20 protein-coding genes are annotated in these 20,781 nt (G+C 72.1%); 14 read left to right on the top strand and 6 right to left on the bottom strand.

Annotated features, from left to right (window positions below):
* Nucleotides 1-53: 53 nt before the first annotated feature.
* Nucleotides 54-1,346 carry a nicotinate phosphoribosyltransferase gene (gene pncB, locus V8J39_RS17680; RefSeq protein ID WP_336462273.1) on the bottom strand — a complete coding sequence of 431 codons (1,293 nt, stop codon included), beginning with the start codon at nucleotides 1,344-1,346 and terminating at the stop codon, nucleotides 54-56.
* A 3-nt stretch (nucleotides 1,347-1,349) separates the two neighbouring features.
* A complete protein-coding gene (pncA, locus tag V8J39_RS17675; RefSeq protein WP_336462272.1) occupies nucleotides 1,350-1,958 on the bottom strand; it encodes a bifunctional nicotinamidase/pyrazinamidase in 609 nt (202 codons plus the stop codon).
* 115 nt (nucleotides 1,959-2,073) lie between these two features.
* Between pncA and V8J39_RS17670 the strand changes: the two genes are divergently transcribed.
* The 8 genes from V8J39_RS17670 to V8J39_RS17635 all read left to right on the top strand — a co-directional run bounded on the left by V8J39_RS17670 (nucleotide 2,074) and on the right by V8J39_RS17635 (nucleotide 12,518).
* Nucleotides 2,074-2,367: a hypothetical protein gene (locus V8J39_RS17670; protein WP_336462271.1), complete on the top strand. Its 294-nt coding sequence runs from the start codon at nucleotides 2,074-2,076 to the stop codon at nucleotides 2,365-2,367.
* A gap of 66 nt (nucleotides 2,368-2,433) precedes the next feature.
* Nucleotides 2,434-3,351: an oxygen-dependent tRNA uridine(34) hydroxylase TrhO gene (gene trhO / locus V8J39_RS17665; protein ID WP_336462270.1), complete on the top strand. Its 918-nt coding sequence runs from the start codon at nucleotides 2,434-2,436 to the stop codon at nucleotides 3,349-3,351.
* Nucleotides 3,352-3,451: 100 nt separating this feature from the next.
* Nucleotides 3,452-4,465, top strand: a complete 1,014-nt coding sequence (locus V8J39_RS17660; protein WP_336462269.1) for a sensor histidine kinase — start codon at nucleotides 3,452-3,454, stop codon at nucleotides 4,463-4,465.
* Between the two features lie 118 nt (nucleotides 4,466-4,583).
* The gene (gene smc / locus V8J39_RS17655) at nucleotides 4,584-8,039 is read left to right on the top strand and encodes a chromosome segregation protein SMC (RefSeq protein ID WP_336462268.1); all 3,456 of its coding nucleotides are present in this window, start codon (nucleotides 4,584-4,586) and stop codon (nucleotides 8,037-8,039) included.
* A gap of 578 nt (nucleotides 8,040-8,617) precedes the next feature.
* The gene (leuC, locus tag V8J39_RS17650) at nucleotides 8,618-10,039 is read left to right on the top strand and encodes a 3-isopropylmalate dehydratase large subunit (RefSeq protein WP_336462267.1); all 1,422 of its coding nucleotides are present in this window, start codon (nucleotides 8,618-8,620) and stop codon (nucleotides 10,037-10,039) included.
* A 4-nt stretch (nucleotides 10,040-10,043) separates the two neighbouring features.
* Entirely contained in the window at nucleotides 10,044-10,736 is a 693-nt protein-coding gene (locus tag V8J39_RS17645) for a DUF429 domain-containing protein (RefSeq protein WP_336462266.1), read from the top strand.
* A gap of 19 nt (nucleotides 10,737-10,755) precedes the next feature.
* On the top strand, nucleotides 10,756-11,361 hold the full coding sequence (leuD, locus tag V8J39_RS17640) for a 3-isopropylmalate dehydratase small subunit (protein ID WP_336462265.1): 606 nt from the start codon (nucleotides 10,756-10,758) through the stop codon (nucleotides 11,359-11,361).
* A gap of 284 nt (nucleotides 11,362-11,645) precedes the next feature.
* Nucleotides 11,646-12,518 carry a hypothetical protein gene (locus V8J39_RS17635; protein WP_336462264.1) on the top strand — a complete coding sequence of 291 codons (873 nt, stop codon included), beginning with the start codon at nucleotides 11,646-11,648 and terminating at the stop codon, nucleotides 12,516-12,518.
* Here V8J39_RS17635 and V8J39_RS17630 read toward each other — a convergent pair whose 3' ends face one another.
* The gene (locus V8J39_RS17630; RefSeq protein ID WP_336462263.1) at nucleotides 12,519-13,481 is read right to left on the bottom strand and encodes an L-threonylcarbamoyladenylate synthase; all 963 of its coding nucleotides are present in this window, start codon (nucleotides 13,479-13,481) and stop codon (nucleotides 12,519-12,521) included.
* A 140-nt stretch (nucleotides 13,482-13,621) separates the two neighbouring features.
* On the opposite strand from V8J39_RS17630, the gene V8J39_RS17625 reads away from it, so the two are divergent.
* From V8J39_RS17625 to V8J39_RS17610, 4 genes are all read left to right on the top strand, one after another.
* Nucleotides 13,622-15,301, top strand: coding sequence for an acyl-CoA dehydrogenase family protein (locus V8J39_RS17625; RefSeq protein ID WP_336462262.1), 1,680 nt, complete (start codon nucleotides 13,622-13,624; stop codon nucleotides 15,299-15,301).
* Nucleotides 15,298-16,374: an MBL fold metallo-hydrolase gene (locus V8J39_RS17620; protein ID WP_336462261.1), complete on the top strand. Its 1,077-nt coding sequence runs from the start codon at nucleotides 15,298-15,300 to the stop codon at nucleotides 16,372-16,374. The genes V8J39_RS17625 and V8J39_RS17620 overlap by 4 nt, the downstream gene beginning before the upstream one ends.
* 44 nt (nucleotides 16,375-16,418) lie before the next feature.
* A complete protein-coding gene (locus V8J39_RS17615; protein ID WP_336462260.1) occupies nucleotides 16,419-16,553 on the top strand; it encodes an aa3-type cytochrome c oxidase subunit IV in 135 nt (44 codons plus the stop codon).
* A 61-nt stretch (nucleotides 16,554-16,614) separates the two neighbouring features.
* Nucleotides 16,615-17,289 (top strand): hypothetical protein, encoded by a 675-nt coding sequence (locus V8J39_RS17610; RefSeq protein ID WP_336462259.1) that lies wholly within the window; start codon nucleotides 16,615-16,617, stop codon nucleotides 17,287-17,289.
* Nucleotides 17,290-17,332: 43 nt separating this feature from the next.
* Here V8J39_RS17610 and V8J39_RS17605 read toward each other — a convergent pair whose 3' ends face one another.
* Nucleotides 17,333-17,659, bottom strand: coding sequence for an AzlD domain-containing protein (locus V8J39_RS17605; RefSeq protein WP_336462258.1), 327 nt, complete (start codon nucleotides 17,657-17,659; stop codon nucleotides 17,333-17,335).
* Nucleotides 17,656-18,387: an AzlC family ABC transporter permease gene (locus V8J39_RS17600; RefSeq protein ID WP_336462257.1), complete on the bottom strand. Its 732-nt coding sequence runs from the start codon at nucleotides 18,385-18,387 to the stop codon at nucleotides 17,656-17,658. The genes V8J39_RS17605 and V8J39_RS17600 overlap by 4 nt, the downstream gene beginning before the upstream one ends.
* An 86-nt stretch (nucleotides 18,388-18,473) precedes the next feature.
* Here V8J39_RS17600 and mobA point away from each other — a divergent pair, with 86 nt between their 5' ends.
* Together mobA and V8J39_RS17590 are read left to right on the top strand one after the other, a co-directional pair.
* On the top strand, nucleotides 18,474-19,148 hold the full coding sequence (gene mobA / locus V8J39_RS17595; RefSeq protein ID WP_336462256.1) for a molybdenum cofactor guanylyltransferase: 675 nt from the start codon (nucleotides 18,474-18,476) through the stop codon (nucleotides 19,146-19,148).
* Nucleotides 19,145-19,729: a GNAT family N-acetyltransferase gene (locus tag V8J39_RS17590; RefSeq protein ID WP_336462255.1), complete on the top strand. Its 585-nt coding sequence runs from the start codon at nucleotides 19,145-19,147 to the stop codon at nucleotides 19,727-19,729. Before mobA ends, V8J39_RS17590 begins: the two co-directional genes overlap by 4 nt.
* Here V8J39_RS17590 and V8J39_RS17585 read toward each other — a convergent pair.
* Nucleotides 19,726-20,775, bottom strand: a complete 1,050-nt coding sequence (locus tag V8J39_RS17585) for a hypothetical protein (RefSeq protein ID WP_336462254.1) — start codon at nucleotides 20,773-20,775, stop codon at nucleotides 19,726-19,728. The two genes, V8J39_RS17590 and V8J39_RS17585, sit on opposite strands and share 4 nt — an antisense overlap.
* Nucleotides 20,776-20,781 lie beyond the last annotated feature (6 nt).

Genomic DNA, 20,781 nt, shown 5'->3' with positions numbered 1-20,781 from the left:
GGGCCGGGTCCGGCCCAGCTGCGCCCCGCTCCACGGCCCCCGGCGGGCCGGTCTCAGACCTCGACCGCGATCCGCTGCTGGCGGCCGACGCCGAAGACGCGCTTGTAGCGCTCGACCTCGTCCGCCGGGCCCATCGCCTTCTCGGGATTGTCCGACAGCTTCACCGTCGGCCGGCCATCGGCCGAGATCGCCTTGCACACCAGCGAGAACGGCGCCAGCGCGTCGCCCGGCATCAGCCCGCGGAAGTCGTTGGTCAGAAGCGTTCCCCAGCCGAAGCTCACCTTCACCCGGCCCGCGAACTGCGCCTGCAGCGCCTCGATCTTCTCGACGTCGAGCCCGTCCGAGAAGATCACCAGCTTCTGCGTCGGGTCCTCGCCGCGCGCCTTCCACCAGGCGATCGCCTTCTCGGCCCCCGCCGCCGGGTCGCCCGAATCGATGCGGATCCCGGTCCAGCCCGCCAGCCAGTCCGGCGCATGGGCCAGGAAGCCGTCGGTGCCGTAGGTGTCGGGCAGCAGGATCCGCAGGTTGCCGTCATGCTCCTCGTGCCAGTCGGCCAGCACGCGATAGGGCGCCTCGCGCAGCGCCTCGTCGGTCTCGGCCAGCGCCGCCAGCACCATCGGCAGCTCGTGCGCGTTGGTGCCGATAGCCTCGATGTCGTGGCGCTGCGCGATCAGGCAGTTCGACGTGCCGGTGAACTTCTCGCCCAGGCCCTCCATCATCGCCTGCACGCACCAGTCCTGCCACAGGAAGCTGTGCCGCCGCCGCGTGCCGAAATCGGCGATGCGCAGGCCGGGGATCTCGCGCAGCCGCTCGATCTTTTCCCACAGCTTGGTCATCGCCCGGGCATAGAGCACCTGCAGTTCGAACCGGCCCATGTCGCGCATCACCGCGCGGGCGCGCAGCTCCATCAGCACGGCCAGCGCGGGGATCTCCCACATCATCACCTCGGGCCACTTGCCCTCGAAGCTCAGCTCGTACTGGCCGTCGCGCTTCTCGAGGTGGTAGTCGGGCAGGCGCATCCCCTCGAACCACTCCATGAAGTCGGGCCGGAACATCTGGCGCTTGCCGTAGAAGGTGTTGCCGCGCAGCCAGGTCGACTCGCCGCGCGTCAGCGACAGCGAGCGGATGTGGTCCAGCTGCTCGCGCAGCTCGCCCTCGTCGATCATGTCCGCCAGCCGCACCGATTTCGAGCGGTTGATCAGGCTGAAGCTGACCGTCGTCTCGGGCCGGTTGCGGAAGATCGACTGACACATCAGCAGCTTGTAGAAATCGGTATCGATCAGCGAGCGCACGATCGGATCGATCTTCCACTTGTGCGCCCAGACCCGCGCGGCGATGTCGACCATGGCTCAGCCCTCCAGTACCACGCCCGCGGCGCGCATCTCGTCCAGCGCCGCGGCGAGCGAGCCGTCAAGGTCGATCCCCCGGCTCGCGTCCAGCCGGACGGTCACGGCATAGCCGAGCCGCGCCGCGTCGATCGCCGAATAGGCGACGCAGTAATCGGTGGCGAGCCCGACGATGGTCAGCGCCGAGATGCCGCGCGCCTGCAGTTCGGCCTGCAGCCCGGTCGGGGTCACGCGGTCGTTCTCGAAGAAGGCGGAATAGCTGTCGATCGCCGGGTTCGCGCCCTTGCGCACCACCAGGTCGGCGCGCGCGGCCGCGAGCGCGGGATGGAACTCGGCCCCGGCCGAGCCCTGCACGCAATGCACCGGCCACAGCACCTGCGGGCCATAGGGCATCTCGGTCACGGTGAAGGGGTGCGCCCCCGGGTGGTTGGCCGCGAACGAGGCGTGGTCGGCCGGGTGCCAGTCCTGCGTCAGCACCACGGTCGCGAAGTCGGCCATCATCGCGTTGATCGGGGCGACGACGGCGTCGCCCTCGGCGACCGCAAGCGCGCCGCCGGGGCAGAAGTCGGTCTGGACGTCGATGACGAGAAGGGCGTCGGTGGCTGGGCGCATGCTGTCTCCTCCGGGACCCGGCATTGGTAGGCAGGGGGGATTGCCCCGTCAATGCCATGATTCGCTGGCAAGTTCCGTCCACACATTTGTTTAACGACGATTTCAAGGAGGACCGATGCGCTTCCTGATGCCCCCCGACCCGATGGCCCGGCTGTCGGAATTGCCGATGGCGAGCCTGGCCCAGTGGCTGGGCCTGGCGCTGGCGATGATCCTGCTGCTTTGGCTGGGCGCCCGCCGCCAGCGCGCGGCGGCGACGCTGCGCTGTCGCTGGCGGCGCGCCGCCACCGCCGACATGGCGCCGGGCCGGCTGCAGCCCTGGCAGTGCCGCCGCTGCGGCGCCACCGCCTACAGCGCGACCCACGCCATGCCGCAGGGCTGCCGGCGCGGGGCCGGGCCGCCGCCCGGCTGACCCGGCGGCCCGCGCGCCGCGGCTTTCCCTTGCCGCCGCCCCCCGCCCTGCCCTATGGGCGGGGCCATGCTGACCGTTGCCGCGCTGTACCGCTTCACGCCCTTTCCCGACCCGGCCGCGCTGCGCGCGCCGCTGCTGGCCGCCTGCGAGGCCGCCGAGGTCAGGGGCACGCTGCTGATCGCGCCCGAGGGGATCAACGGCACCATCGCCGGCACGCGGGCCGGCATCGACGCCGCGCTGGCCGCGATCCGCGCCCTGCCCGGCTGCGCGGCGATCGACTGGAAGGAAAGCAGCGCCCCCACGATGCCCTTCGGCCGGATGAAGGTCCGGCTGAAGCGCGAGATCGTCACCATGGGCCAGCCCCATGTCGATCCCGCCGCGGGCACCGGCCGCTATGTCGCCCCCACCGACTGGAACGCCCTGATCTCGGCCCCGGATGTCGTCACCATCGACACCCGCAACGGCTACGAGGTCGCGATCGGCAGCTTCGAGGGCGCGGTCGATCCGGGCACCGACAGCTTCGGCGACTTCCCGGCCTGGTGGGCGGCCAATCGCGACCGCTTCGCGGGCAAGCGCATCGCCATGTTCTGCACCGGCGGCATCCGCTGCGAGAAATCCACGAACTACCTGCTGGGCGAGGGCGTGCCCGAAGTGTTCCACCTGCAGGGCGGCATTCTGAAATACCTCGAGGAGGTGCCGCAGGCCGAAAGCCTGTGGCAGGGCGAATGCTTCGTCTTCGACGACCGCGTCAGCCTTGGCCACGGGCTCGCGCAGGGCACGGCGACCCTGTGCCATGCCTGCCGCCGGCCGCTGACGCCCGCCGACCGCGCCCGCCCCGAGTTCGAGGACGGCGTCGCCTGCCACCATTGCGCCGCGGAGTACGGCCCGGCCGACCGCGCGCGCTTTCGCGAGCGCGCCCGCCAGATCGCGCTCGCCGCGCGCCGCGGTCGGCGCCATCTGGGCGAAGATGGGGGCGCAACCTAGCCCGGGACCGGCGAATTCCCCCACCCCACGGTTTAGTTGATGGACAGTCCCGGGCTTTCCCCCCATGACTCGGCCCGCACGATACGAAACTCCCGGCTGCATGTTCCGAACCCTTGCCTCCTTCTCGGCCACGCCGCGCAGCGCTTCGTGGCGCTGGAGCGTCGCGATCCTCGCGGTGCTGGTCTCGTTCATCCTGCGCTATGCGGGCGACGCCTATTTCCCGCCGGGCTTTCCCTACCTGACCTTCTTCCCCGCGGTGATCCTGACCACCTTCCTCGCCGGGCTGTGGCCGGGGATCGCGGCTTGCCTGGGCTGCGGGGTGCTGGCCTGGTACTACTTCATCCCGCCCTACAACTCGTTCGGGCTGACGGGGACGACCTCGGTCGCGCTGGGCTTCTACGCCTTCATCTGCGCGACCGACATCGCCATCCTCGAGATGATGCGCCGGGCGCTGCGCGGCCAGCACGCCGCGCGCGAGATCGCCAACACCGAGGCCGAGGCGCGCCGGCTGATGTTCCACGAACTGCAGCACCGGGTGTCGAACAACCTTGCGGCCATCGCCTCGCTCTTGAAGATCCAGCGCCGCCAGATCGCCGACCCGGGCGCGGCCAAGGCGCTGGACGAGGCGGTGAACCGCATCAACCTCGTGGCGCGGATGCAGCGCATGCTGCACGACCCCGAGGTGCAGCGCGTCGACTTCACCCGCTTCCTGCGCGAGATGGCCGCGGACGTGCTGAAATCCTCGGGCGCCGAGCGGCGCATCACCCTCGCGCTCGAGGGGCCGCCGCTCTGGGTCGGCGCGCAGCAGTCGACGCCGCTGGGGCTGATCGCGACCGAGTTCATCTCGAACGCGGTCGAACATGGCTTCGCCGGCGATCGTCGCGGCACGCTGACCATCCGCTGCGCCCCGCGCGAGGGCGAGCGCGCGCTGCTCGAGATCGCCGATGACGGCCCCGGCCTGCCGCCGGGCTTCGCGATCGAGGACAGCCCCTCGCTCGGGCTCGTGATCGTGCGCCAGTTCGCGATCCAGCTGGATGCCGAGCTGGAGATGCGCAACGCCCCGGCCGGCGGCTGCGTCTCGCGGCTGGATTTCCCGGTGCGCGAGACCGAGTGACCACCGCATCTTGTGGATAAGCCCTAGGAGCAGCCCCAGATGACGCGGGCCGCGATTGACTCCGTGACGCCGCAGCGGCAAGGATGACCCCTCCTTCCAACGGGCAAAGGACCCCGCCTTGCGCTTCACGCGGCTCAGACTGAACGGCTTCAAGAGCTTCGTCGACCCGACCGACCTCGTGATCCACGAGGGCCTGACCGGCGTCGTCGGACCGAACGGCTGCGGCAAGTCGAACCTGCTCGAGGCGCTGCGCTGGGTGATGGGCGAGACCCGGCCGACCGCGATGCGCGGCGACGGGATGGAGGACGTGATCTTCGCCGGCGCCGCCACCCGCAACGCCCGCAACTTCGCCGAGGTCTCGCTGACCATCGACAATTCCGAGCGGCTCGCGCCCTCGGGCTTCAACGATGCCGACCAGCTCGAGATCATCCGCCGCATCACCCGCGACGCCGGATCGGCCTACAAGGTCAACATCAAGGACGTGCGCGCGCGCGACGTGCAGATGCTGTTCGCCGACGCCTCGACCGGCTCGACCTCGCCCGCGCTGGTGCGGCAGGGCCAGATCTCGGAACTGATCAACGCCAAGCCGAAGAACCGCCGCCGCATCCTCGAGGAAGCGGCCGGGATCTCGGGCCTCTACCAGCGCCGGCACGAGGCCGAGCTGCGGCTGTCGGCGGCCGAGACCAACCTCACCCGCGTCGACGACGTGGTCGAGGGGCTGGCCGCGCAGCTGGCCACGCTGACCCGCCAGGCCAAGCAGGCCGCCCGCTACCGCGAGATCGGCGAGGCGCTGCGCCGGGCCGAGAACATGCTGCTGTGGCGCCGCTGGCGCGAGGCCGACAGCCTGCGCACCGCCGCCGAGGAAGGTCTTTCGGCCTGCGCGCGCACCGCGGCGCAGTCCGAACAGGCGGCCCGCGCCGCGTCCGAAAGGCGCGCCGCGGCCGAGCGCGGCCTGCCCGCCCTGCGCGAGGAGGAAGCGATCGCGAGCGCGATCCTGCAGCGGCTGATCGTCGGGCGCGACGGGCTGGCCGACGAGGAGCGGCGCGCGCGCCAGACGATCGAGACGCTGGCCGCGCGGCTGCTGCAGATCGAGCGCGACACCGAGCGGGAGACGGCGCTGAACCGCGACGCCGGCGAGACGATGGCCCGGCTCGAGGCCGAGCAGGCCGAGATCCTGCAGGCGGCCGACGGCCACGACGCGCGGCTGGCCGATGCGACCGAACGCGCGCGCGAAGCGTCGGCGGCGCTCGGCGACCGCGAGGGCGCGATGCAGGGCCTGACCGAGGACATGGCGCGGCTGTCGGCCCGCCACCAGTCGGCGCAGCGGATGCTCGCGGATGCGCGCGCCGGGCTCGCCAAGGCCGAGCAGGCGCGCGAGACCGCGCGCCGCGCCGAGACCGAGACCGCCGGCGCCGGCGCGCGCGCCGCCGAGGCGCTCGAGGCCGCGACCATCGCCGCCGAGGACGCCCAGTCGGCGGCCGAGGAGGCCGAGGAGCGCCTGATCGCCGCCGAGGAGACCCGGGCCGAGATCCAGTCGCGCGAGGCCGGGGCCCGCGCCCAGCGGTCGGGCGCCGAGGGCGAGGCGAACGCGCTGCGCGCCGAGGTCACGGCACTGGCCCGACTGGTGGAGCGCGAGGCCAAGGCCGGCACGCAGCTGCTGGACAAGGTGCGTGTCGAGACCGGCTTCGAGGCCGCGCTGGGCGCCGCGCTTGCCGACGACCTGCGCGCGCCGGTGGTCGGCGGCGACCAGCCCTCGGGCTGGGTCGCGCTGGCGGCCTACAGCGTGCCGCAGCGCCTGCCCGACGGGGTCGAGCCGCTGTCGAACCATGTCGACGTGCCGCTCGCCCTCGGGCGCCGGATCGGCCAGATCGGCATCGTCACCCGGGCCGAGGGCGCCGCCCGGCAGGCCGATCTGAAACCCGGCCAGCGGCTGGTCAGCCTCGAGGGCGACCTCTGGCGCTGGGACGGCCTGCGCGCGGCGGCCGAGGATGCGCCCTCGGCGGCCGCGCTGCGCCTGCGCCAGCTCAACCGCCTGGTCGAGCTGAAGCGCGATCTCGAAGACGCCGCGGCCCGCGCCGCCGGCGCCGGACAGGCGCACGAACACCTGACCCGCGCGCTGGCCGAGGCGACCCGCGCCGATGCCGCCGCCCGCGACGCCCGGCGCGAGGCCGACCGCCGCGTCGCCGAGGCGAGCCGGGCGCAAAGCCGGGCCGAGGCCGACCGGTCGGTCGCCGGCGGCCGGCAGGAAAGCGCCCGCATCGCCCGCGCCCGGGCCGAGGAGGAGGTCGAGGAAACGCGGGCCCGGCTCGATGAGGCCGCCGCCGCGACCGAGGAGCTGCCCGATCTGGACGCGACGCGCCAGGCGCTCGAGGCGCTGCGCCAGCAGGTCGAGGGCGCGCGGATCGCGATGATGTCTCGCCGCGCCCAGGCCGACGAGATCCGCCGCGAGGGCGAGGCCCGCGCCCGCCGCCGGCAGGACATCGGCAAGGAGATCTCGGGCTGGCGCCAGCGGCTCGAGACCGCGGGGAAGCGCGCGCAGGAGCTGTCCGAGCGCCGCGACGAGACCGCCGAGGCGCTCGACGAAGCCCGCGCCGCGCCCGAGGAGATCGCGATCCGGCGCGAGGACCTGGCCGAGGAGATCGCCGGCGCCGAGGCCCGCCGCGCCGCCGCCACCACCGCGCTGCAGGCCGCCGAGACGGCGCTGCGCGCGGCCCAGGACGCCGAGCGCGACGCCGAGCGCGCGGGCGGCGAGGCCCGCGAGGCCCGCGCCCGGGCCGAGGCCCGCGCCGAGGCCGCGCGCGAGACCGTCGCCGCCGCCGCCGAACGCATCCGCGACGAGACCGAGCTTTTGCCGCTGGAACTGCTGGCCGCGCTGGGGACCGACCCCGAGACCATGCCCGATGCCGAGGCGCTCGACGCCGAGGTCACGCGCCTGCGCCGCGCCCGCGACGGCCTGGGCGCGGTCAACCTGCGCGCCGAGGAGGATGCCAAGGCGGTGGCCGAGGAACACGGCGGCCTCGTGACCGAGAAGGCCGATCTCGAAGAGGCGATCCGCAAGCTGCGCTCGGGCATCGCCGGCCTCAACCGCGAGGGCCGCGAGCGGCTGCTCACCGCCTTCGAGCAGGTGAACGCGAGCTTCCGCACGCTCTTCACCCATCTCTTCGGTGGCGGCGAGGCGAACCTCGTGCTGGTGGAAAGCGACGACCCGCTCGAGGCCGGGCTCGAGATCATGTGCCAGCCGCCGGGCAAGAAGCTGGCGACGCTGTCGCTGCTGTCGGGGGGCGAGCAGACGCTGACGGCGCTGGCGCTGATCTTCGCGGTGTTCCTCGCCAACCCCGCGCCGATCTGCGTCCTCGACGAGGTCGACGCGCCGCTCGACGATGCCAACGTCACCCGGTTCTGCGACCTCCTCGACGAGATGACGCGCCGCACCGACACCCGCTTCCTGATCATCACCCACCACGCCGTGACCATGAGCCGGATGGACCGCCTGTTCGGGGTGACGATGCAGGAGCAGGGCGTGAGCCAGCTGGTCTCGGTCGATCTCAAGCGCGCCGAGGCGCTCGTCGCCTGACGCCCGACCGCGGCCCCGGCCCTGTTCGCGGTCCCGGTCCCGGTCCCGGTCCTCGACTTTGTCCAAATATCCCGGGGGAGCGGGCAAGGCCCGCGGGGGCAGCGCCCCCTCGTCCCGGGCCAGCTTTCGCATTGGCCCAAATATCCCGGGGGAGTCGCGGCCCCGGGCCGCGACGGGGGCAGAGCCCCCTTCCCTGCCGCTCCCCCGAACAGCCCGACCGCAGGAAGGTGTCCGGGAGGTCTCCGGGGGGGGGCTCCGGGGGGGCTCCGGGGGATCTGCGCCAGGCGCAGGCGGATCCGCCCCGATTTCGCGGCGTTTGCCACCCTTGCCAGACTCGCGCCGGGGGCGTAGAACCCGGCCCCATGAGAGGCTTCGTCTACTTCGACATCCACGACCGCGCCCGGCTTCCCAGCCGGTTCTTCGGCGTGGCCCATGCGATCCTCGCGCGACTTTGATCGCGCGGACCGGCGCCGTCCCGCGCCCGGTCCAACGCGCCATCCGACCTTTCCAGACAGCCGCGCAGACCCCTGTTCCGACCGGGTTCTGACGTTCAGCAATCCCGTGAGGAGACCCCGGAGATGACCGGTAAAACGCTCTACGACAAGATCTGGGACGCGCATGTCGTCGACCAGCAGCCCGACGGCACCTGCCTGCTCTACATCGACCGCCACCTCGTGCACGAAGTGACCAGCCCGCAGGCCTTCGAGGGGCTGCGCATGGCCGGCCGCAAGGTCCGCGCGCCTGAGAAGACCATCGCGGTTCCCGACCACAACGTGCCCACCACCGAAGGGCGCGACGTGAAGATCGACAACGAGGAAAGCCGCATCCAGGTCGAGGCGCTGGACAAGAACGCCCGCGACTTCGGCGTGAACTACTACCCGGTGACCGACATCCGCCAGGGCATCGTGCACATCGTCGGGCCCGAGCAGGGCTGGACGCTGCCGGGCATGACGGTCGTGTGCGGCGACAGCCACACCGCGACCCACGGCGCCTTCGGGGCGCTCGCGCACGGGATCGGCACCTCGGAAGTCGAACACGTCCTGGCCACCCAGACGCTGATCCAGAAGAAGTCGAAGAACATGAAGGTCGAGATCACGGGCAAGCTGCGCCCCGGCGTCACGGCCAAGGACATCACGCTGTCGGTGATCGGCGCGACCGGCACCGCCGGCGGCACCGGCTATGTCATCGAATACTGCGGCGAGGCGATCCGCGATCTGTCGATGGAAGGCCGCATGACGGTCTGCAACATGGCGATCGAGGGCGGCGCCCGCGCGGGCCTGATCGCGCCGGACGAGAAGACCTTCGCCTATGTGATGGGCCGTCCGCACGCGCCGAAGGGCGCGGCGTGGGAAGCGGCGCTGACCTGGTGGAAGACGCTGTTCTCGGATGACGGCGCGCATTGGGACAAGGTCGTGACGCTCAAGGGCGAGGACATCGCCCCGGTCGTCACTTGGGGCACCTCGCCCGAGGACGTGCTGCCGATCACCGGCGAGGTTCCCGCGCCCGAAAGCTTCACCGGCGGCAAGGTCGAGGCGGCGAAGCGCTCGCTCGACTACATGGGGCTGGCGGCGGGCACCAAGCTCACCGACATCAAGATCGACGCGGTGTTCATCGGCTCGTGCACCAACGGCCGGATCGAGGATCTGCGCGCCGCGGCCGAGATCCTGAAGGGCAAGAAGATCGCGCCGGGCGTGCGCGCGATGGTCGTGCCCGGCTCGGGCCTCGTGCGGGCGCAGGCGGAAGAGGAAGGTCTCGCGCAGGTCTTCATCGACGCCGGCATGGAATGGCGCCTCGCGGGCTGCTCGATGTGCCTGGCGATGAACCCCGACCAGCTCTCGCCCGGCGAGCGCTGCGCCGCGACCTCGAACCGCAACTTCGAGGGCCGTCAGGGCCGCGGCGGGCGCACCCACCTGATGAGCCCCGCGATGGCCGCCGCCGCCGCCGTCGCCGGCCACCTCGTGGACGTGCGCGAGGTCATGGCCGAGACCGCCGGGGCCTGATCGGATGCGGATCGCGGGCATCGACGGCTGCAAGGCGGGCTGGATCGCCGTCGTCGCGGAGGAAGGCCGGCCGGAAACGGCCGCGCCCCGCCCTGTGGCACGGGTCGCCGATCTTTTCGCCGTGACGGACGTCGCCTTCGCGCTCGTCGACATTCCCATCGGGTTCGTCGACGGGCCGGAGCCCCGCGATACCGAAGCCGCCATGCGCGCTTTTCTGAAGGGAAAGGCGTCCTCGGTCTTCAACACGCCGTGCCGCGCCGCACTCATTGAGGAGGTCTATTTCGACGCGAGCTACGTCAACCGCGAGAAACTCGGGATCGGCCTGAGCAAGCAGAGTTTCATGCTGTTCCCGAAGATGCTTGAGGTCGACAGGTTCGCCGAGAGGGACTGCCAAACCCGCCTGCGCGAAGGCCACCCTGAGGTGTCCTTCGCCGAGATGAACGGTCGCCTTCCGGTACTGAGCCGCAAGCGCCAGCCCGACGGAAGGGCCGACCGCATCGCGCTACTTGCGGCCCAAGGCTTCGACGCCGAGGCGCTCGCAGGTCAGGCCAACGCCAATGGCTGCGCGGTCGACGACATGCTCGACGCCACCGCGCTTTTGTGGAGCGCGATGCGCTTCCGGCGCGAGCAACACACCACCTTCCCCGCGCAGCCGCAGCGCGATGCGCGGGGCCTTGAAATGTCAGTCATCGCCTGAGCGAGCAAGGACAGCAGATATGGACAAGTTCACCACCCTGACCGGCGTCGCGGCCCCGATGCCGCTGGTCAACATCGACACCGACATGATCATCCCCAAGCAGTTCCTGAAGACGATCCAGCGCTCGGGTCTCGGCAAGAACCTGTTCGACGAGATGCGCTATGACCAGCAGGGCAACGAGATCCCCGATTTCGTGCTGAACCAGCCCGCCTACCGCAACGCCGAGGTCATCGTCGCGGGCGACAACTTCGGCTGCGGCTCGTCGCGCGAACACGCGCCCTGGGCGCTGCTGGACTTCGGCATCCGCTGCGTGATCTCGACCAGCTTCGCCGACATCTTCTTCAACAACTGCTTCAAGAACGGCATCCTTCCCGTGGTCCTGCCGCAGGAAGCGGTCGACGCGCTGATGGAGGACGCCAAGAAGGGCGCCAACGCCCGCATGACCGTCGATCTCGAAAGCCAGACCGTCACCACCTCGGACGGCCAGTCCTTCGCCTTCGAGGTCGACGCCTTCCGCAAGCACTGCCTGCTGAACGGCCTCGACGACATCGGCCTGACGCTGGAGAAGGCCGCGGCCATCGACAGCTTCGAGGCGACCGCCGGACAGGCCCGCCCCTGGGTCTGACGGCCGGGCCGGCCCGCCGGCAGATCAACCTAAAGTTTACAACAGGATGCAGGCCACCCGTCTGGGTGGCCTCATTTTTGCCTTCGAAATGATGCAATCCCGCACCACCCGGTCCCACAAATCGCCCCAGGTCCTGATGCAAAGTTAACCGTCGATTGCCAGCCTTCGGGAAATTTGACAGGATTGGGGCACAAATGAGGCAAGTCGCCACAATCGTGGGGAAACTCCTCGGGAACAAGGGACCGGCAACGTATCGGTCCCGCCCGGGCAGAGGGAAATGGGCAGTGATATCCCGTCTGACGGGCGCGGTCGTGCGCGCCATATTGATTCTCGTGCTGGTCGCCACGCCATCGGTGGTGACCCAGTCCGTCACGCCCGAGACCGCAGAGGTCGTGGCGCTGGTCGGGCTGTTCGCCGCGCTGCTGATCCTGATCGAATACGCCGCCTCCTATCCCAGCCTGATCGAGTTCCGCGACGCGCAGCCCTTCAACCGCATCCGGTTCCTGTCGCTGTTCGTGATGGTGTTCCTGCTGTCGGTGGTCTGCATGGACCAGCCCGATCCCGCGATCCTCGCGCGGCTGGTGGGCTTTGTCGGGCACGAGGTGGCGCAGGCGCTCGACTTCCCGTTCAGCCCGGTGCGGCTGGTGCTGCTGATGATGCCCACCGACACCGATCCCCAGCACCTGCAGATGATCCGCACCACCGCCGGGCTGGCCTATTTCATCGCGCTCGCCACGCTTCTGGTCTTCGTGGTGCTGCTGCGCTGGTACGGCTGGCCGACGCGGCGCGGCTCGTTCAACGTCTGGGTCAACCTGCCGACCTTCGACCCGACCTCGGGCAGCGATGTCGTCGACCGGCTGAACCGCGACGCGGTCGCCAACGTCGCGCTGGGGTTCCTGCTGCCCTTCGTGATCCCCGCGCTCGTGCGCTCGGCCTCGATCATCTTCGAGCCGGTGACGCTGGCCTCGCCGCACACGCTGATCTGGACGATGACGATCTGGGCCTCGCTGCCGGTCACGCTGATGATGCGCGGGATCGCGATGAACCGGATCGCGGTGATGATCGTCGAGCGGCGGCGCGACAATGCCCGCGCCGCGCTTGGCGAGATCGACGAGACCCGCCTGCAGCCGCTGCATGCCGAGGTCTATCGCGGCTGATCAGTCGCGCGGCGCCGCGGCGCGCCGCAGCCGGTCGTTGATCGCAAGCCCGAGACCCGCGTCGGGCACCGGCGCGAAGGCGATGCGCCCCCCCGCCCCCGCGATCCGGTCCGCCTCGCGCAGCGCGTGGAACAGCCGCGCCGCCGCCTCGGTGTCGCTGCCGGTCTCGGACAGGCTGAGCGCCGCGCCGGGGCAGCCGGGGCCGAAGCCCACCCAAATCTCGCCCGGCTCGGGCACCGTCACCCCCAGCCGCACCGGCGCCGCGGGCGCATAGTGCGATGACAGCTGCCCCGGCGCGGTCGGCGCCTCGGCGCTGCCGCCCGCGACCAGCGGCCGGCCCAGCACAGCCTCGATCGCCTCGCGCGCGACGCCGCCGGGGCGCAGCAACTGCGGCTCGGGGCCGGCGAGCCCGACGATGGTGCTTTCGACCCCGACCGCGCAGGGCCCGCCGTCCAGCACCGCCGCGATCCGCCCCGCGAGACCGTCGAGCACGTGGTCGGCCCGGGTCGGGCTGACCCGGCCGGAGGGATTGGCCGAGGGGCCCGCCAGCGGCCCGCCGAACGCCGTCAGCAGCGCGCGCATGACCGGGTGCGACGGCACGCGCACCGCCACCGTCGCCATCCCGGCCGAGACCAGCGGCGACAGGTCCGTGTCGTCGCGGCGCGGCAGCACCAGCGTCAGCGGCCCGGGCCAGAACGCCGCCGCCAGCGCCCGCGCGCGGTCGTCCATGACCGCGTGGCGCGCGACCTCGTCGACCGCGCCCAGGTGCACGATCAGCGGGTTGAACCGGGGCCGCCCCTTGGCGGCGTAGATCGCGGCGCAGGCCGTGTCCGAGCGCGCATCGCCGCCCAGCCCGTAGACCGTCTCGGAGGGGAAGGCGACAAGCTGCCCCGCCGCCAGCAGGCGCGCGGCCTCGGCCAGGCCCTCGGGCGTCGGATCGAGACGGCGGGTTTCTGCGGGCATGGCTCTGACGCGGCGTTAGGGTTGAGCAGGCGCGGGCAGGCGCTCAGGCTCCGGCCGGCAACCGCTCGCATGGGTCATGGGGATAGCCTCGCCGTCCCGGCTTGCCAAGACCGCTTTGCGCCGCCTTCCGGAGGTTTACCTTGCCCTATCGCTCTCCCGTCGCCGACTTCGGCTTCATCTTCGAACATGTCGTCCCGCTGGCGCCACTGGCCGCGACCGGGCGCTATGCCGAGGCCGATGCCGAGACCGTGGCGGGCATCCTCGCCGAGGCCGGGCGGATGAGCGACGAGGTGCTGGCGCCGCTGCAGCGCGCCGGCGACCAGGTGCCGGCGCGGCTGGAAAACGGCGTGCTGCGCAGCTCTCCGGGGTATGACAAGGGCTATGGCGCGATCGCGGGCGGCGGCTGGATCGGGCTGACCGCCGACCCGGCGCAGGGCGGCATGGGGCTGCCGCAGGCCGTGAACATGGCGGTCAACGACATGATGTCGGGCGCCTGCCTGTCGCTGCAGCTCAAGCCGCTGCTGACCCAGGGGCAGATCGAGGCGCTCGAGCATCACGCCGACCCCGCGATGCAGGCGCTGTACCTGCCCCGGCTGATCTCGGGCGAGTGGTCGGGGACGATGAACCTGACCGAGCCGCAGGCGGGATCGGACGTGGGCGCGCTGCGCGCCAAGGCCGAGCCGAACGGCGACGGCAGCTATGCCGTGACCGGGCAGAAGATCTACATCAGCTGGGGCGACAGCGATCTGGTGTCGAACGTCTGCCACCTGGTGCTGGCGCGGCTGCCCGACGCGGCCGAGGGCACGCGGGGCATCAGCCTGTTCATGGTGCCCAAATACCTGCCCGATGCCGAGGGCAACCCGGGCGCCGCGAACGACCTGCGCGTCGTCAGCCTTGAACACAAGATGGGCCTGCACGGCTCGCCGACCTGCGTCATGGCCTTCGAGGGCGCGACCGGCTGGCTGGTGGGCGCGCCGCACAAGGGGATGGCGGCGATGTTCACGATGATGAACAACGCCCGGCTCGCGGTCGGGGTGCAGGGCATCGGCGTGGCCGAGGCCGCGTGCCAGAAGGCCACCGAATACGCGGCCGAGCGCAGCCAGATGGGCGCGATCATCCAGCATGCCGACGTGCGCCGGATGCTGGCGACGATGCGGGCCGAGGTCTTCGCCGCGCGCTGCATCGCGCTCGACTGCGCGACGGCGCTGGACATGGCGCGCGCCACCGGCTCGGCCGAGGCGGCGGCGCGGGGGGCGGCGCTGACGCCGATCGCGAAAAGCTGGGGCACGGCGGTCGGGATCGCGGTGTCGGACATGGGCGTGCAGGTGCACGGCGGCATGGGCTTCATCGAGGAGACCGGCGCCGCGCAGTTCTTCCGCGACGTCCGCGTCACCGCGATCTACGAGGGCACCAACGGCATCCAGGCGATGGATCTGGTGGGCCGCAAGCTGGCCGATGGCGGCACCGCGGTGCGTGCGCTGATCGCCGAGATCGCCGCGACGGCGGCGGTCGACCATCCGCTCGCCCCGCCGGTGGCGGCCGCCGCCGCGGCGCTGTCGGAGGCGACCGAGGCATTGCTGGCGCGGGCGCCGGCGCAGCGGTTCGGCGGCGCCGATGCCTATCTGCGCGGCTTCGCCCGGGCGCTTGGCGCGCAGTACCACCTGCGCGCCGCGCTGGCCGAGGGCGCGCAGGGCCCCCGCACCCGGCTCGCGCGGCACTACATCACGCGGCTGCTGCCGGGCCTTGCCGGGTCGCTGGCCGAGGCGCTGGCCGATCCGGCCGCGCTCGAGCAGATCACCGCAGAGGACCTGATGGCGTGAGCCTCGCCGCGATCCGCTACCCCTGGGCCGAGCCGCCCGCCCCCGGCACCGCGACCGAGGTCGCCCCGGGCCTGCTGTGGATGCGCCTGCCGCTGCCGATGCAGCTTGACCACGTCAACTGCTACGCGCTCGACGAGGGCGACGGCTGGACGCTTGTCGACACCGGCTTCGACACGCCCGAGGCGCGGGCGGTGTGGGAGCGGCTGCTGGCCGGGCCGCTGGCCGGGCGCCCGGTGCGGCGGCTGGTGGTGACGCATTACCACCCCGACCACATCGGCCTTGCCGGCTGGTTCGTCGCGCGCGGGGCCGAGCTGGTGACCACGCGCACCAGCTGGATCTTCGCGCGGATGCTGGTGCTTGACGTCCAGGACCGGCTGCCGCCCGAAAGCCTCGCCTACTGGCGCGCCGCCGGCATGCCCCCCGAGATGCTCGACGAATTCGCCCGCGACCGTCCCTTCAACTTCGCCGACCGGGTGAGCGCGCTGCCGCTGGGCTATACCCGGATCCGCGAGGGCGACCGGATCACGATGGGCGGGCGCGTCTGGGACATCCGCTGCGGCGACGGCCACGCGCCCGAACACGCCACCTTCTGGAGCCGCGACGACGACCTGGTGCTGGGCGGCGACCAGCTTCTGCCCTCGATCTCGGCCAATATCGGCGTCTATCCGACCGAGCCGGCGGCCGACCCGCTGGCCGAATGGCTGGCCTCGTGCACGCGGTTCATGACCCTGGCCGAGGCGCGCCACCTGGTGCTGCCCGGTCACAAGATGCCCTTCACCGGCCTGCCGCTGCGGCTGCGCCAGATGGTCGAGAACCACGAGGGCGCGCTGGCGCGGCTGCGTCCGCACCTGGCGACGCCGCGGATGGCGGGCGAGTGCATGGTGCCGATCTTCAAGCGCGAGATCACCGGGCCGGTCTACCGGATGGCGCTGGTCGAGGCGGTCGCGCACCTGAACTGGCTGATGCATCGCGGCGAGGTCGCGCGCGAGACCTCGGCCGACGGGCGCTGGCTGTGGCGGATGCGCCGGCCCGTGGCGGCACAGGTGCCGCAAGACGATGACAGCGCGGCCTGAATCGGCTATCGATCAGGCAGGGAAGAGACACGAGGAGACCCGAGATGGCCGACCACCAGCCCGGAAAGATGGACATCACCGTCCAGGAAAAGACCTTTGCCGGCTTCATCCGCGCGACCACCTGGGTCGCCGGCTTCGTGATCGTCCTTCTCGTGTTCCTCGCCCTGGTCAACGGCTGACACCCCGGCCCGGCTTTCCCCGGCCGGTCGGGCAACACGAAGGCGAACGGATCCTCTCCAAATGCGCAAGTTTCTGCTGGCGGCGGCCCTGCCGCTGCTGCTCGCGGCCTGCGGGGCCGACAACAAGTGGGCAAGCGATGCCGATGTGGCGCGCTTTGCCTACCGCTCCCCCGAGCCGCCCTCGATCACGCTCTATACCGCGATCAACAACCGCTCGGGCGAGGGCGGGCATTCCGCGCTGCTGATCAACGGGTCGGAACAGGTGATGTGGGACCCGGCCGGCACCTGGTGGAACCGCGCCGCGCCCGAGCGCCACGACGTGATCCACGGCATGAACCCGACCATGCTGAGCTATTACATCGACTATCACGCGCGCGAGACCTACCACGTGGTCGAGCAGAAGATCCTCGTGTCGCCGCAGGTGGCCGAGACGGCGCTGGCGCGGGTGAAGGCCAACGGCGCGGTGAACAAGGCGATGTGCTCAAGTTCGACCAGCGCGATCCTGCACGGGCTGCCCGGCTTCGAAAGCGTCACCCACACATGGTTCCCGGCGCGGCTGATGAAGAAATACGCCCGCCTGCCCGGCGTGCAGACCCGGCGCTATTTCGACAACGACAGCGACGACAATTCCAACGTGCTGACGGCGCAGGATGGCAGCAACGTCGTCGCGACCTCGGTCACGCGCGACGGCACGATGCCGCCGGCACCGCCCGGATACCCCGACCCGCTGCGCTGAGCGGACGACACCCCAGGGCCCCGCGACGCGGGGCCTTTTTTCGTCAGCCGATCAGCCAGAGCCCCAGGTACAGCACCGCCATCCCGCCAAGGATCGTCCAGACCGGGTTGCGCCGGTTGAGGATCCCGAGCGCGATCGTGCCCGCGGCGGCCAGAAGCCGCGCCGGGTCCGGCGCGCCACCGGTGGCCGCGGGCCAGACGACCAGCGGCGTGACCAGCGCCGGCAGCACCGCGACGGCGGTATAGCGCAGGTGGCGCAGCGCCCAGCCCGGCAGCACCCGGCCGCCGACCAGCCCCAGGAACGAGAACCGGATCAGGAAAGTGCCGATCCCCAGCGCGATGATGATCGTCCAGACGGCGAGCGTGCTCATGCCTTGCCCTCCTGCAGCCGGGCGCGGCGCGGGGCCAGGCGACGCTCGGTCTCGGCCCCCGCCAGCATGCCCGCGATCGCCGCCGGGAACAGGCCGGTGCCATGCGGCAGGCCCGCGCAGAGCAGCGCCACCACGATCGCGGTGAAGGCCGCCACCAGATGCGGCAGCGAGCGCAGCATCGGTGCGATCATCGCGAGGAAGGTGACCGGCACCGCGAAATCCAGCGCGAAGGCCGGCGGGATCGCGCCGCCGAAGACCGCCCCCACCAGCGTCATCGCCACCCAGGCCGGGCAGACCGCCAGCGCCGAGCCGAGGATGTAGCCCACCTTCTGCGGCACCGGCCGGTCGGGGCGGCGATCGTATTCCTGCGCGGCCAACGCATAGCACTGGTCGACCATCAGGTACGAGATCAGCGCCCGCTGCCCCAGCGTGGCGCGCCCCAGGTGCGGGGTCAGCGCGGCGGAATACATCGCCATGCGCAGGTTCACCGCCAGCGCGGTGACGATGACCACCAGCACCGGGGCATTGTCGGCGATCATCTGCGCCGCGGCGAATTGCGAGGCGCCCGCGACGACCAGCACCGACATCACCAGCGCCTGCACGATGTCGAGCCCGGCCTCGGTCGCCACCACGCCGAACAGCAGCGCGAAGGGCACGATGGTCAGCACGAAGGGCAGCCCCTCGCGGAAACCTTGCCAGAAGGCGGAGCGGTCGGTGGGATCGGTCATGGTCTCTCTGGGACGCGGGGTCTGGACGGACGGGCGGCCCCGACTTACGCATTGACGATCGGCAGCTGCAAGGATGAAGCGTGGGGATGGAGGCAGTCGTGGCGTCAGACGCGCAGGCGATCCTCGCCCGCACCGCGGTGGTGGTGCTGGCCGGGGGCCGCTCGCGCCGGATGGGCCGCGACAAGGCGCAGGTGCGGCTCGGGGGCGGCAGGCTGCTGGATCACGCGCTGGCCGGTGCCGCGCGGATCGCGCCGGGGGCGCTCCTGGCGCTGTCGTGGAACGGGCCGGCGCCGGATCTCGCGCCGCTGCCGCCGCTGCTTGCCGACCCGCTGCCCGATCACCCGGGGCCGCTGGCCGGGGTGCTCGCGGGATTGGGCTGGGCGGCGGGGACCGGGCGCGACTGGCTGCTGACCCTGCCCGTCGACACGCCGTTCCTGCCCGCGGACACGCTGGCGCGGCTGGCCGCGGCCACCGGCGCCCGCCCCGAAGATGGGCCCGCGGATGACCTTCCCCCCGGTCCGGTGCCGCGCCTTGCCCGCGCCGGCGGGCGGCTGCACCCGGCCGTCGCGCTCTGGCCGGTGGCGCTTGCCGCGCCGCTTGCGCGGGCGCTGGCGGCGGGCGAGCGGCGCGTCGCGCGCTGGGCCGAGGCCGCGGGCGCCCTGCCCGTCGACTTCCCCGACGCCGCCGGCTTCGACAATCTCAACACGCCCGAGGATCTCGCCCGGGCCGAGGCGCGGCTGGCCGTCGCCGCCCGCGCATGAGCTGGCGCATCGCCCTCGGCTTCGAGGAGGCGCGCCGCGCCGAGGCCGCGGCGCTGTACTGGCAGGCCTTCGGCGGCAAGCTGGGCCGGGTGATGGCGCCCGAGGCCCGCGCGCTCGACTATGTCGCGCGGGTGATGCGGCCCGACCACGCGATCGCGGCGCGCGGGGCGCGGGGCGAGCTGCTGGGCCTCGTGGGGTTCCGCAGCCCGGCGGGCAGCTTCGTCGAGGGCGGGGCGGCGGATCTTCGGGCCAGCTACGGCCGGATCGGCGGCAGCCTGCGCGCGGCGGCGCTGGCGATGATGACGCGCGACACCGACAACCAGCGCTTTCTCGTCGACGGCTTCTGCGTGCGCAGCGACCAGCGCGGCGGCGGCATCGGGCGGGCCCTGATCGCGGCGCTGTGCGCCGAGGCGCGGGCGCGCGGCTATGCCGAGGTGCGGCTGGACGTGGTGGGCGAGAACATCCGCGCCCGCGCGCTTTACGAACGCGAGGGCTTCGTCGCCGCCGGCGCCTCGCGCAGCCGGGTCTCGGCGCTGCTGTTCGGCTTCGACCGGGTCATGACGATGACCCGGCCGGTCTAGTCGAAGGTCCCCGCGACGCGGCCCAGCAGCATGAAGGCGCGGGCGGTGCGGGTCTCGGCCAGCTCGGACACTTCCTGGTCCGAGGCCGCCTTCTCGAACTCCTGGAAGCTGCGGTCGAACTGGCGCAGGAAGTGGTGCGAGGCGTCGCGGAAGATCGTGTCGCTGCGCATCCGCCCCGCGCTGAGCGCGAGGCACGAGCGGTCGCGGATGCCGCCGAGGCCCGCGATGCCGCGGCCGCGCTCGCCTTGCGCGAACCGGCGCCAGACCTCGGGGCGGGCCCGGTCGGGCGTCAGGTCGTCCATGTAGATCCCGTCCTGCGACAAGAGCGTCAGCACGTCCTGCGCGGCGCGGATCAGCTTGGCCATCGAGCGGTCGGCCAGCGCCCGGCGCAGCGCGCGGAAGCCCTCGGTATCGTCGGGGCTGTCGGGGAAGTTCAGCGCGGTGACGAAATCGGCGGTCGAGACCGGCGGCTGAAGCTCCTCGGCCGGGGTGCCGAGCGCGAGGCGCGGCTGGTCCTCGGGCGGGGCGGCGCGCGGCGGGGCGACCGGCGCCGGCGGCACCGCCGGGGCGGCGGGCCCGTCGCGCCGGGTGGTCGAGAAGGTCGCAAGCTGCACCTCGGCGCGCTTTTGCGCCACCGCGATCTCGTCGATGCGGGCATCCACGGCCGGACGCGCCGCCGAGGCCTGCACCTGCCCCAGCCACGCAAGGCGCATCGCCTCGACCGCGCCCTCGAGCCGCCGCGCCTCGCCGCGCATCTCGCGCGCGGTGCGGGCGGTCACGGCCGCGACCCAGATCATCGCGATCGGCAGCACCACCGCGATCAGGCCAAGGCCGATCCCGATCCGGCTGCCGCCGTCCTGCGGCGCCGCGGGCGTGCCCGACAGCAGCACATAGCCCGCGACCACGCCCAGCCAGACCACGGTCAGCACGATCGCCATGATCTCGGTGGCCGAGATCATCGGCAGCCGCGCGCTCCGCTCGGTGAACGGGTCGGCAGCCGCCACGGCAGCTGCGGAAGACGCGGACTCCTGTCCCTTCTGCGCCATCGCGGC

The sequence above is a fragment of the Frigidibacter sp. MR17.24 genome (assembly GCF_037095655.1).
GTDB lineage: Bacteria > Pseudomonadota > Alphaproteobacteria > Rhodobacterales > Rhodobacteraceae > Frigidibacter.
Note: the sequence above shows the minus strand (reverse complement) of the source record. Positions and strands in the feature narration are given on the sequence as shown.